This window comes from Methylobacterium nodulans ORS 2060 (assembly GCF_000022085.1).
Taxonomy (GTDB): domain Bacteria; phylum Pseudomonadota; class Alphaproteobacteria; order Rhizobiales; family Beijerinckiaceae; genus Methylobacterium; species Methylobacterium nodulans.
Genome location: NC_011889.1, coordinates 1 through 12,638 on the forward strand (window position 1 = coordinate 1; position 12,638 = coordinate 12,638).

The following is a 12,638-nucleotide window of genomic DNA, read 5'->3' on the forward strand; positions in this document are numbered from 1 at the left end:
CCGGGAGTGCCAGTGGTGAACTTCATCACTTGTTAGGGCATAGGGAGACGCTCATGCATAATGCCTATTTTAGAGCACCGAACCTTGACTGGGCGCTTCAGAATTCACGGTTTTCAGAAAATATTGCGACCGTATTTAGCACAGAAATACACACAATCACGGGCACCGTAAAATATCAGCCAGTCGAGGCGCAAATTTACTCTATAGATGTTGCTTTAGCGCGTCTACAAGATCTGTCTCTTCGGGCAGTAGGCCAAAATCCTATCCTTTTCATTGAAAACGATATTGGTCAAGATGATGCTAAATCACTCTATAAAGTTGGCAATGCTTGCCTTTTGTCGACCTTTGTTACCGCACCTGCGGTCGAAATACTAAATCATCTAAGAGTAACAGTGGACACGCTAAAGAAACTCGGATCTTCAGTCGGCCTAGAGTCTGCTTTTCTTACCTTACTTTTTGCGGCTCATCGAGAGGGGCTTGATGAAGCTGCAGACAACGCTTTGAAAACATGGGCTTCGATTAGTTGGCCGGCCAAACCTAGCGCAGGAATGATCAGCACTCCTGTTGCAGTGTCGACCAGCAAAATTATACGCTACACAGAAGAAGATTTCAAGGAGCTCAAAACGAACGGTATCTCTACCAGGGCTATTTTCGGTAGACAAGAAACATTAGCAATGACGCAAGGTCAATGTATAGCCTTTTTTAAGATAGGAGGAGCAGCGGTTGGAGCTAGCGTTGGCGGTTTGATTGGACTCGCTTCACCGGTTCCAAGTGGCGGACTAATTGGCATAGGCGCAGGCGGTAAGGCTGGGTGGGACGCTGGCGAGGCAATCGGATCAATAGCTTGCCCAGAAATTTATCCAGACGGAGGTCACCCAATCTGGGGGAACGATCACTCTAATCGGGGAGAAAACAACAACGAACGCAATAATAATGAACCTGAAAACAACGAGCCCAATGATAATCATGATGACGACGATCATCCACCTATTGAGGAGGCAACATCGTCAGGTTATCCATTGCCACCAGATTTCCTGTCATTTGACCCTTACGGCCGGTACTCAACGAGGAAGGTGTCGCTTCCGATTCCGGAAGGAAGGGGACTGAACGCCTTTATATCCAAAGACAATGCGGGTAACAGATTTCTGTCTGGCTCTCCGATCTCATCAGAGGTCCTAAGAGAGGCAACAAAGATCAGATCTGACGCGTTTGAGAAGTTATCGAGAGAGAGGGCCTATATCAGAACATCAGATCGCTATTCTCCTGCAGCTCGAGAGAGATATTCGCCAGCTGAAAGAATAGGCTTAGGTAACGTTATTCGTGAGAGCGCGAACAGAGGGCTGGAACGTAGAGTCGAAAGAAATAATCTAATGGCGAACCGCGCTGATTTGTCCATGGACGATAAAGAAAAATTATTGTCCGTTATCAACTCAAGCGCCAACAAATATCTTGCAAACAGGCTCATTGCTGTCATTAATAATTCAGATAACTTTCGCAGTAATAAAGATACCACCGAGGGATACACTGTGACTACAGAGACAAATTTTGTGCAAGTTGAAGCAGAAGATGGAACAACAACCACAGTTCCTGTTGCAGAGACAACGATCACATTCAGACAAGGCTCAGCAGCTGCTCGCATATTTGGATCTTATGTAACTGGCAGCGAGGCAGCTTATTTAGTCGAGCATCCAGAAATTATCCGCGCAGTTATGAAGCAGGATACGGTAACGGACCCTGGTCGGTCGTTTGAACGTTCGGATATAAGCTCCAGATCAGCTTCAGTCTTTGGCGGAGTCGCCTACTAATTTAAGGGCCAACAGGATCGGGGTTTCTCTCGCTCGATCTGGTCAGCGAGCCGCTTTTGATTCTGTGTAGCTCACCGATCGTGGGAGTGTCAGCTTTGCCTGAACTCCCACACCGGTCCGCCGCGACACCGCACCGGCTGGTGCTTCCACGAGGTCCGAAGGTGCTTCTTCAGGTACGCCTCGGTGAGCTCGTGCACCGGGTAGGAGCACGGCATCAGCACGCCGCATCAGTCAACCGAACCCGCGTAACGCAGCACGGGGCGGCAGCTACAAGCCCCTTGTCGAATGATGAGGAGCGCGCGGTTGCGTGAAGTCTCAGGCCGCCCACCGCGCGAGGATGGCCTCCGCTTCGGCCGGGTCCGCCTCAATCCGGTACACGGTCTGCCGAGACAGGCCGGTAGCCTTCGCGATGGCCGAGACCCCTACCCCCTGCCCAAGCATGCTGCGCACGATCGCGAGCTGATCCCGGGTGTAGGACGGCTTGCGGCCTCTATAGGCGTCCTCCCGAGCCTTGGCGTGCTCAATCCCGGCCCGCTGAGCCTCTTTCGTCGCCTCGGCTTGCGCCTGTGCCGTCGCGGCCATGAAGCCGATCAGCGCGTCTCTGACGGCCTTCTGCATGGGGTCCTTAGTGGCGCCGTCGAACGTGAGGCCGTTGATGACGGTCCGCACCACGACCCCGCGGCGCATGAACTCGCGGATGGTCTCGCACACGTCGGCGTAGTCGCGGCCGAGCCGGTCCACCCATCGGACCACGAGCGTGTCGCCCCGGCGCAGTTTGTCGAACAGCCGGCGCCCTCCCAGCCTCTCAGCAAGGCGGGTGCTGACACCGGACACGCCTTCGTCAGTCACAACAGCATCGATGTGGAAGCCTGCCGCGGCCGCCTGCTTCTCCTGATGGGCGGCGGTTTGGTCGGTGGTGCTGACGCGGGCGTAGAGGATGGTTTGCGGAGCTGCGGTCATGGCGGGCGGACTGTCCGTTTGGGCTATGTCCGTATGAAAGCGTGTCCGTAGGCCGAAATCAACCCTTACGGACGGGGTTTTCCGCCTCTCTTCGCCTGTCCGCTGCGGTATACCCCAACGGACGGACGAAAGAACGAACAGGGGACCACCTCGGCGCTGAAAATGGCTGCGGACCTCGGCCTATCGGTCTGCGTTGTATTCCACCTCTACTCGGACGGAACCTCTATGAGGCCCAACCCACGACTGCCCTTCGCTCTCGCTGCCGTGCTGCTCACCGTAACGGCTGCGCGCGCCGACCCACCCAAGGCTGCTGTGTTTGACTTCCAGCTTGCTGACCAAGGTGCCGCCGGTCCGACCGAGGCTGATCGGGCTCGGCTCGGCCCACTGAGCGAGCAGCTGCGCTCGCTCCTTGCGGAGAGCGGGCGTTATCGGATCGTCTCGACCGATCCGGTGAAGGCGGAGGTGAGCAAGGGCGCTGACCTGCGCCGTTGCAACGGCTGCGCGGAGGACTACGCCAGGAAGCTCGGCGCCGACGTCGCAATCACGGGTGAGATCCAAAAGGTCTCGAACCTTATCCTCAACGTTAATGTCTACGTGAAGGATCTGCGGGGCAACAAACCCGAGCAGGGCTACAGCGTGGATATTCGTGGCGATAACGACACTTCGTTTGATCGCGGCCTCAAATACCTCGTGAAGAACAAGCTCCCGCCACCGCAGGAAAGGTGAATTGGCATCGTGTCCTCAGGCTGACATACAGCTGCTGGATGCCTGCTCCATAACGCCTAATGTGCACGTGCTGTGATGCTGCCCGCCAGGAGCGAAATGTCCGCTTAGTATACCTCTGCGGACATGCGCGAGACGCATAATCATCAGGCACCCGTTCGGTCGGGCAGTGTCGGTGGCGTGGAGATCTGCTGGCGGAGCTGAACGGGCAGGTGGTCGGGCCGGGGCACCGATTGGCCCCCCGGGTCTCGTCGGGTCCCTCGGCGGCGCCCGCAAAGGCAGGTGGGCTGTCCCGCTGCACGGCCGCAGCGCTGCCCGGTTGACCTCGACCCTGACCGCTACCTGAGCCGGCCAAGTCCCTCCGTCATGCCCCCCGGGTAGCGGCAGGAACCCCGGCGGCGGTCGCAAAGGCAGGTGGGCTGTCCCGCTGCACGCCATGCCTCGACCCCCCGCCCCGGGGGCTTCCGGCGAATGACACCCCGGCCGCTGAAAAATAGGAGCGTGGGCAGACGCGGCTTGACGGCCGCCCCACAGGGTTTTGCCGCGCTCCTGCCCCCGGCCTGTGGTGCTCGTCACACGCAACCCTGCGCCGTGGCGGCTCCGGCGGCGGATCAGCGCTGCCCCAAGGCCGACCCGACCGGCAGGCTGATTGCGCAGCTAGGCGCCCCCCCGAACTCTGCCTCCGCTTGCATCTAGACAAGCGGCCACCCGTGGCGTGGGGCACCGACATGACGCACCTTGGCGGCGTTCCCGGTTCGTTCGGGTTCGTTCGGAGGCGTCATGTCAGACACCAATCTTGAATTCTTGTCTAAGCGCCGCATCGCCGAGATGGCGGGCGTGTCAATGCGCACCATTGAGCGCGAGTTCGCCAAGGGTGGCCCGCCCGCAACCCACCCCTCGAAGCGTCGCGTCGTCTACGCCCGGCACGAAGTCGAGCGTTGGCTTGCGGCCCGGACGGAGGCAGCCAATGTTTAGCCCCTCCACGCTCATAAATCCGGGGGATCGCGCACCTATCTCCGTGATCGCGGCAGCGGACATGGATGATGTATGCAGCTTCTTCGGGCACCTGACCGGAACCCTCGTCCTGACATCTCGCAAATGGGATGGCGATTGGGGTTCACGTTACGGCTATCGCCTGCCTCCCAAGGACGGCCGACATGTCAGGCACATTGTGTCGGTCCTTTGCGCGCAATGCGAGCCCGACGACATGGTTTTCGTCTTGAACGAGACCACGGCTTGCTTTCGCGTCCCGAGCCCTGAGCAGGTGACAGGCATCCGTGCATTTGCCGTAGCCTTCCCATTCGGCGAAGACATGGCTGCTCGCTTGAAGCTCGACGACAACCCGCAACAAACCCTTCTCGGGCTTGCGAAAGAAGTCGTCCTCCTGCAGATGTTCCGCGCGCTTGACGCAGGTACGCGCCCTATCCTCATCCTCGACGAGATCAACGGCGTTGTGTATCTCATGTGGTTTTTAAAGCAGCCGATCAGCGCTTATGATGAGGAAACCAAGGATAGATATCGTAATGTAGTGTGCCGCATCGCGCAGGCACTTGGGGGTGACCCCGGAGATGATCCTCTCACCGCCACTCTGCCTGTTCCGGGCACGCTTACACTTCGCGACAACGGAGTGCACGCGCGCGTTTGGGCCATCAGCCTCTCGTTCGATGTGGGCCCGAGTGCCTTGGAGGCGAATGGGGCGACAATCGAAGACCTAGAGGCTGCGGCGGAGCGCATAGAAAAGACGACCCCGCGCACTTAGTAAACGTGGTGTCGCCCCAAAAAAGAAGGGCGGGAAATAATCCCCGCCCCTGACGGCCCCGCCAAGAGCCGAAGTTCAACCCAACCTAGACAGAGTAGATCTATGTCGGCTCAATCTTTACAGCATCGGGCAGAACCCTGCAAGTCGGACCATCCTTGGCAGGACTATGGCCACACCGTGCGCAAGCATGGATGGCGTGCAATTTACCTTGAGCATGGGGAGAAAGGCCCCAAATACGCGGATTGGAATAAGCGCAGCGTGCCGACTGCCGCAGACGTGGAGAGGTGGCAGCGGTCAGGGCTGCCGGGCCAACGGCCGAACATGGGCTTCAACCTCGGCCCGCAACCCGGGCTGCCGGAGGGCGAGCATGTGGTCGCCGTCGATGCGGACGTGTTCACCCCTGCCGCGGCCACTGCTGTCAACGAAATCCTTGAGCGGCGCCTTCCGGGCGCTCCGCATCGGCTTGGCAACCCGGCGAAGGTTGGAACCCGCTTCGTCCGCACCAAGACCGCCGATGGCTCCGAGCCCGTGCGGCGGCAAGGGCGGCGGTTCATCTTCGACGGCGCCCCGGACACCAAGGAGAACCACAACAGGGTCGAGCTGCTTGGCCAAGGGCAGCAATCCGTCGTGCATGGCGCCCACCCGTGCGGGGCCCTCTACACGTGGCCCGATGGGATAAGCATCGTGGAGCTGCATCCCGAAGCCCTCCCGCTGATCCCGATCGACGAGCTGAACGCGATCATCGCCGAGTGCGACGCCGCGATGGAGGCGGTGGGCGGCAAGGTCGTGAGCGGCGCAACCTTCAGCCGCAGCGGCCGTAACGGCGGCGGAGCCGATCTGACCCCCTTGGTGGAGGCCGACGCCGAGGTGCTGCTGTCGGGTCTCGGCAGCGTGCGGAACGACCTCAGCGACCGCGGCGATTGGGTCATGTTCACAAAGGCGTTCGCTGCGCTCTGCGTCCCGGCGCTCGGCGAGGGTCGGGTGGTCGACGCCCTGTTAGGGTTCACGGACCGGTGGGAGGCCGCTCCCGAGACCGGAGACCCCGACGAGATCCTGCGCATCATCCGGGAGGAGGAGAAGCCGGCGCACGTCGGGCTGCGCGAGGTGTTCCACGCCATGCGCAAGGGTGGAGCCCCGCTGCCGAGCAACTTCCTCGCCCGCCTCGACTTCGCGAGGGTGCCCGTCAATGACAATGACATGCCGCGCCCCGAACTCATTCAGGGTCCCAACATCGCCGAGACGGTCGACGAACTCGAAAGGTTGATCATCAAACACAAACTGCCCGTCTTCAATCGCGGCGGCCCGACAATCGTGGAGAAAATCGAGTCCCGCGGGCGGAGCGGCGAGGTAAACGTGCGCTACGCTTTCACTCGGCTGACACCCATCAGCGCGATTGATCGCGTCTCGCGCTACGTCAACGTGCTGAGCTTCGACAAGAAGGGCAACCCATATCAGGCGCCTCTCAAGGATCCGGTGGCGAGGGCGTGGACCTCGCGTCAACAGTCAGAACTGCCGACGATTGGCGCTATTGCGCAGTCGCCGGTGCTGACACGGGACGGACGCATCATCTCGAAGCCCGGGTTCGACCCGGAGACCGGCGTCTACATCGCTGACACGGCCGCTGACATCGAACTGCCGGCTGACATGGCGCAATGGGGATCCGAACCCACCGCCCGGAAGGCAGCGGGCGCCGCGCTCACCCTGCTCAAGGGCCTGCTCGTGCACTACCGCTTCGCAGGGCAGGCCCATCTCAGCGTTGCGCTCGCGGCGCTGCTGACGCCCTTCACGGTGCACGCGGGTGTCAGGCCGCCCCTGTTCGCGGTCGACGCCACAGCGCCCGGCTCAGGCAAGAGCAAGCTCGTGGACACCGTCTCCGTGATCGCGACCGGCACCTGCGCCCCGGCCCTTAATCAGGGCACGAGCGTCCACGAGTTCGAGAAGCACTTCCTCGGCAAGGTGCTCGAAGGCGCGCCGATCCTGAACATCGACAACGTGGAGCAGCCGCTTGAGGGCGACTTCCTCAACACGGTGCTGACGCAGCCGCGCCTCTCCGTCCGGCCGCTCGGCACCTCGAACGCCGCGACGCTCGAACCCCGGATGATGATGTTCGCCACGGGCAACAACCTCGTGGTCCGCGGGGACTTGGTGCGGCGAACGCTGCCGTGCCGGATTGATCCGGGCGTGGAGCGGCCGGAGCTAGAGGAGTACCCGTTCGACCCGGTGGAGCGCGCCGCAGCAGCTCGGTCGGAGCTGATCGGCGCCGCGCTGACGATCCTCGCGGCTCACGCCCGCTGCGGCTTCCCGGGCGTGGCGCTCCTCAAGGGTAGCCCGTTCGGCAGCTTCGAGGCGTGGTCGCAGATGGTGCGGGCTGCCCTCGTGTGGCTCGGCGAGCCGGACCCTTGCGATGTCATGGACGCCCTGCGGGCTGCCGATCCGGTCAGGGCGCGACTCGGCGCGGTGCTGCATGCAGCCGCGGCGGTCTTTGAGGATGGTCGCGCCTTCCATGTCCGCGAGACCATCCCGGGCGCCGCTGCGAGCGAGGATTGGGAGGGCGACGGCGAACCGCCGAGGAAGGCTCTCGCGACGGCCCTGCAGGAGGCCATTCAGGAGGAGAAGGGCGGGCGTCCCGTGTCGATCGATGCGGCCTTGGTCGGCCGCTACTTCGGCAAGCACAAGGATCGGGTCGTGGACGGGCTGCGCATTGAGGTGGCCCGGATCAGCAACGGCCACGGCAACCTCTATCGCATCGCCCGCGTGTAGGCACGCGCGGGGGGATGGGGGGTTCGGGGGGTTTTTATAACCCCGTCAGGAAGAGAAATTAGATTGTGTACAATACAAATATGGATATAGGAGCGATGAAAAAATCCCCCCCGAACCCCCCAACCCCCCCTGCCTTGTCACCTGCCTCTGCCCCGGTCGCCAAACCGGCCGTGAGAGCACGCCGGAACACGCACCCCGCCGGCCGCGGCGAGGGCGGGCGATGGCTGCCCGGGGTGTCACCCAATCCGGGTGGGCGCCCTGCCGTTGCCCCTGAGGTGAAGGAAGCGGCTCAGGCCTACACCCTCGAAATGCTCGCCGTATTGGTCCGCGTGGCGATGGACGAGGGCGCACCGCCGGCAGCTCGGGTGACGGCAGCAAACGCCGTGCTTGATCGCGGTCACGGCAAGCCGACCACGAACGTCGACGCGAAGGTGGCGACGGTGGACGTGACCAAGCTCCACCTTCAGGCGCTGTTGGACCTGAGTGCACCTGCTCCGCGGCCAATCGGAGCCGAAGGGGGGCACTCCGTAGGGGCGCTTTGAGCGCGCTACGCTGCCCTCTAGCCCACGAGGAGGGCAGGATGCGCAAGTTCGGAATGCTTTTTAAGTGAGGAACGTCGTTGCGGCGAATGTGGGTTGCGCTGTAGCCTTATACACAATCATCTTATTCGCACGCCGTTGTGGCTGAGGCATAGTTCATGTCAAAAAATGTAGAAAACAACATTCGCTTGGCATTGCTAGAGATTATTGCAACAGAGAAACAACGTCTTCACAGTTATTTTAATGAGTCAGATAGAAAGGCAGCTGCATCGGTTGAAAAACTGAAGCCAGTTGTCGAAGTCATGAGGATTTTAAAAGATCATAATCGCAATATTAGAGGTTTAAGAATAGACGTTCCACTCACAGGTCACATAGCTTTTCTTGGACTTGATGGCGGAGCTTCGCGCGCTTCATACGAAATATCGACAAATTATGAAGCAGATGAGTATGTAGTTGAAGAAACAATATTTTACTCTTTTGACCCTAGCATGAGAAGAAACAAACTCACATTCAAGAATATGGATGACCTCGTGAAGTTAATTTTAGAGAAAATCGGCGAGTATATCGCTCAGCAAGAGGTAATTGAAGAGAGGAAGTTTTTCAGGCAAGATTTAGACCCAGATAGGATGTTCCAAGAACCAGATTTAGCTCCGGATACAATGTTTCTAGAACCTGATCCCGATCCATACAGGAGAAGGTATTAGTTTTCGGCGTGGTTTTATTGCCTGTAATGCATGTCATAACCAAAAAAGGCCACCAAATGGCGGCCTTTTGATCTAGCTTTACTCGGAATTCAGCCGAACCGACGGCGCCGTTCTGCGCAATCGTCGTGGTTCTCCCGGCCACGCGGGTGACGACGAAGGGCGGCCTTCACGTTCTCGTCCTGCAGCCAAGCGCGCAGATAGCCCGCCGTCCGCTTCTCGGCCGACTGCATCATCTCTATCTGCTCATCGCGCTTCATAGCGGTGCTCCTCGCAACAACCCTTATAGGCCGTCGTCAGGTTGTCAACAAACTTACCCGGGCCCGCGTTCCGCGAACCACACCCAGCGGCCGTTGTACGGATCAGCCGTTCTTACCTCATAACCACATTCTTCAATGACTCTAATTATCAAAAAATATTTTACAAGGGCCTGCTCCGGCGGATTTTCGTCGCACGTAAACCAAGTAAGTTGATCAGGATTCGCCCGCTTTATGAGCATTGCACACAGCAACAAAGTTGTCTGCAATATTCTATTTCGATCGGCTTTATTCCTTATGAATTGCGTATCTCGGCCAGACCAATAGAGATACTCGCTATCAGTTTCTGAGTCCACCTCTACCAAATGAAAAAATAGCTCATATTTCCCACCAGGGATTCGCTCTATACCAACAGTTATTGAGTAAATATTATCTGTTTCATCATCAAAGCCAACTACTGCCATAGCCAATGCTTTTGACTCTCCAAGGAATATTTTAGGCTCAAAATCATCCGGCCCAACAGTACAAACGAAAGTCAACGGCTTTGACCCCGAATCACAACCTGAGCACATCCTAGGAGTGCGATTACGCACTTTCCAGCGTGCGATGCCCACTGCTGATAGCCCGTTGTATCCACATTGGACCTGAGTCTTGCGGGCCACTTCGGTGCCCGCAGCCCTGCCTCGGCAGCCTTGTCACAGTTCCTCTAGCCTCTCCGCGGTGCAAATCCACCTGACACTCGTAGCCGCTCAAGAGCGTCTTCAAGAGGCGATGTGGGCTCCCTTGCAGTCTGCTCGCCCATAAGCAATAGGGCTTCGCCTGAGCTTTGCTTATGGGCGACTTGAGCTGCCGGCATGGCCCTAGAGGGCGCAGGGAGGCTCACAGGCGGCCGCAGCGGCGCGGGAGGTGTGATCGGCCGGCGAGCCGGCGCCGGGGCTCCACGGGCCCGCTGTGCCCGCGCATTGGCCGTGGCGAAGGCGGTGCCGTAGTCCGAGCCGAACCGGAACGTCATCGCCCGGCGGTGCAGCCCCTCCTCCGTCCGTTGGTAGCGCCTTCCGGCGGCCGGCTCGTCCCGGTCGAGGAACCCGACCTCCTCCAAAGCCGCGATGGCGCCCCGCACCCGGGCCTCGGACAGGCCGAGATCCTCGCGGCCGGCGATGGCCCTGCGATCGATCGGGAAGGCGCTCAGGAGTCGCCTAGGGGTGCTCCAAAACCGCCCGAGCCACTCGGCGAGGGCGAGGGCTGCAGCAGCATTCTTCCGGCCGCGTAGGGCCGTCTCAAGCCTCTCCGCGATCGTGCGCGGCAGGCGGTAGGCAGGCGTCATCGTCTCGGCCCTCATCGGGCCGCAGCAGATCGTGCGGAGACGCCGGTTGGGCGCTCCGTTCCACAGGCAAAGCCTCACCGTCCGGGGAAGCGGCGCTCCCCGTTGACTCCCTCACAGGGTCATGGTGATGTCCGGATCGGAATCCCCCCGGGACATCACCCGGTTTTGACGGCCTCTGAGGTTCCCGCCTCAGGGGCCGTTGGCTTTTCAGGGTCTCACTGCGGCGGCGGTGGTTCTCCTCCCGGGCGAGTCACGCCCGAACGCTTCATCAGCCACCAGATGCAGCGGACAGTCAAATTTTCGGGTTGGCCCCGGGCCGCTCCGGGGGCCGCCCCGGGGCCGAAGACTTTTCTATTTCACCTCAAATGGAATAGACGCCCCCAAGGTGCTCAAATCTTGGTCTTCCTTTTAGACGACTCTCGTGTTGCAAATATTTCCGATAAAAACCGCCGAGCGCTGAATCGCACCCGGAATGCCGCTGCCGGACTCTCGCCAGGCCCGAGAGCGCCGAGAGCGCGCTTAAGAGCGTCAACCGGCAGGGGCTAAGCGGACCTGCCTGAGTCGGCCACTTAGCCCCGCGACAGGCTTCTCCGCCCCTTTCGAGGTGAGCGACGGACACCCTTTCGAAAGGGCTGCCGACGCACCTTCACCCGGCTTGAGTCCACCGGATCCTGAGAGGGGCTGTCATGGCGGCGTCGCTGATGGGGATGTCGATCCGCGTCATGACCTATGACGAGATTGCTTCGGAGATGGGGTTGAAGCCCGCTTCGGCCCGTCAGCTCGTGAGGCGCAACGGGTGGCACCGCGTGCCCGGCAATGACGGGCGGACCCGCGTTGAAGTCCCTCTCGACGAGCTTGAGAGGCATATCAAAGACGGCGCCGAAACCCCTGTCGAAGCAGAGGAAACCTCTACAGCCGACGCGCCTGAAAGCCCCTTCGAAGCTCCTCTCATTACCGCTCTCAGCAACCACATCGAGCGGCTTGAAAGGGCTCTCGCGGATGCCGAGACAGCCCTTTCGGCTGCCGCGGCTGAAAGGGGTGAGGCACAGCTCGAAGCTGCTTCAGCGCGTGAGGCATCGGCTCAGTCGAGAGCGCAGATCGACGTCCTGTCGGCACAGCTCGAAGCGGCGGAGCGCCGGGCCGCCGAGTTGGCAGAAGACCGCGATCGATGGCACGCGGCTGCCACGGCGCGCCGGTCGTGGTGGCCGTGGCGCCGGACAGGATAGCCCGGTGCACGAAGCCGCGACCGCCCAAGCCGCGCAGCCCGCTGATGCTCGGCTACCCCCCGCCTCGGGTCCTGGACCGGAGCCCGCCGCCTCTGCGGGTGGGAGAGGCGGAGAGATCGGGTAAATCGAAGAAATCTCACTTCAATATTTCGCTTCGCTTTTTGGGAGCTATGACTTTGAGAAGACAGAAAACGGCCCCGCATACGGCGAGACTTCGGACGCCGCGCGAGAACTCGGTATTACTGAGCGGAGAGTGCAGCAACTTACCGCCGAGTTCATTCTGCCCGAGCCCCGAGACGGCTGGTACGACATGGCCCTCGTGCGGGCGTAGTATGCCCTCTTCCGCCATGGCACGGACGACGCCCGGCTTGCCTTCCTGGAGGACGCCCGCGATACGGCCGCCAGCATCGCCCTCCAACGATCCGTGGCGGCGATGCGGTGCTTCGCAGCGGTCAAGGTCCCTGAGGGCCTCCGCGGGATCCAACTCGACCATCTCCAGCGCGCCGAGGACGAGGAGCTCTGCGCTCTACTCGAGCGCGCAGGGGTTCGCCATGGACGGATAGTGAGTCTCCCGCGGTTGCATT

General features: G+C 60.5%; 11 protein-coding genes. 8 read left to right on the top strand and 3 right to left on the bottom strand.

Translation table 11 applies throughout. The annotated features are described in order from the left end of the window. The first annotated feature begins 53 nt into the window (after positions 1-53). Positions 54-1,805 (top strand): hypothetical protein, encoded by a 1,752-nt coding sequence (locus MNOD_RS45610; protein ID WP_012631438.1) that lies wholly within the window; start codon positions 54-56, stop codon positions 1,803-1,805. Between the two features lie 315 nt (positions 1,806-2,120). Here MNOD_RS45610 and MNOD_RS41095 read toward each other — a convergent pair whose 3' ends face one another. Then, positions 2,121-2,765 carry a recombinase family protein gene (locus MNOD_RS41095; protein WP_012631439.1) on the bottom strand — a complete coding sequence of 215 codons (645 nt, stop codon included), beginning with the start codon at positions 2,763-2,765 and terminating at the stop codon, positions 2,121-2,123. Positions 2,766-2,990: 225 nt separating this feature from the next. On the opposite strand from MNOD_RS41095, the gene MNOD_RS41100 reads away from it, so the two are divergent. From MNOD_RS41100 to MNOD_RS45625, 6 genes are all read left to right on the top strand, one after another. Further along, entirely contained in the window at positions 2,991-3,491 is a 501-nt protein-coding gene (locus tag MNOD_RS41100; protein WP_012631440.1) for a DUF3280 domain-containing protein, read from the top strand. A 777-nt stretch (positions 3,492-4,268) separates the two neighbouring features. Then, positions 4,269-4,463: a helix-turn-helix transcriptional regulator gene (locus MNOD_RS41105; protein ID WP_012631442.1), complete on the top strand. Its 195-nt coding sequence runs from the start codon at positions 4,269-4,271 to the stop codon at positions 4,461-4,463. A gap of 43 nt (positions 4,464-4,506) precedes the next feature. Continuing rightward, positions 4,507-5,247: a hypothetical protein gene (locus tag MNOD_RS41110; protein WP_157091891.1), complete on the top strand. Its 741-nt coding sequence runs from the start codon at positions 4,507-4,509 to the stop codon at positions 5,245-5,247. A 102-nt stretch (positions 5,248-5,349) separates the two neighbouring features. Continuing rightward, complete coding sequence (locus MNOD_RS42300) at positions 5,350-8,007, top strand: bifunctional DNA primase/polymerase (protein ID WP_012631444.1); 2,658 nt, start codon at positions 5,350-5,352, stop codon at positions 8,005-8,007. Between the two features lie 275 nt (positions 8,008-8,282). Beyond that, entirely contained in the window at positions 8,283-8,549 is a 267-nt protein-coding gene (locus MNOD_RS45620; protein ID WP_198157717.1) for a hypothetical protein, read from the top strand. A 155-nt stretch (positions 8,550-8,704) separates the two neighbouring features. Continuing rightward, positions 8,705-9,250, top strand: a complete 546-nt coding sequence (locus tag MNOD_RS45625; RefSeq protein ID WP_012631446.1) for a hypothetical protein — start codon at positions 8,705-8,707, stop codon at positions 9,248-9,250. Between the two features lie 89 nt (positions 9,251-9,339). On the opposite strand, the gene MNOD_RS47855 is transcribed toward MNOD_RS45625, so the two are convergent. After that, positions 9,340-9,507, bottom strand: coding sequence for a hypothetical protein (locus MNOD_RS47855; protein WP_012631447.1), 168 nt, complete (start codon positions 9,505-9,507; stop codon positions 9,340-9,342). Between the two features lie 53 nt (positions 9,508-9,560). Beyond that, positions 9,561-10,118, bottom strand: coding sequence for a hypothetical protein (locus MNOD_RS47860; protein WP_157091892.1), 558 nt, complete (start codon positions 10,116-10,118; stop codon positions 9,561-9,563). A 1,396-nt stretch (positions 10,119-11,514) separates the two neighbouring features. Between MNOD_RS47860 and MNOD_RS41130 the strand changes: the two genes are divergently transcribed. After that, positions 11,515-12,054 carry a hypothetical protein gene (locus tag MNOD_RS41130; protein ID WP_012631449.1) on the top strand — a complete coding sequence of 180 codons (540 nt, stop codon included), beginning with the start codon at positions 11,515-11,517 and terminating at the stop codon, positions 12,052-12,054. Positions 12,055-12,638 lie beyond the last annotated feature (584 nt).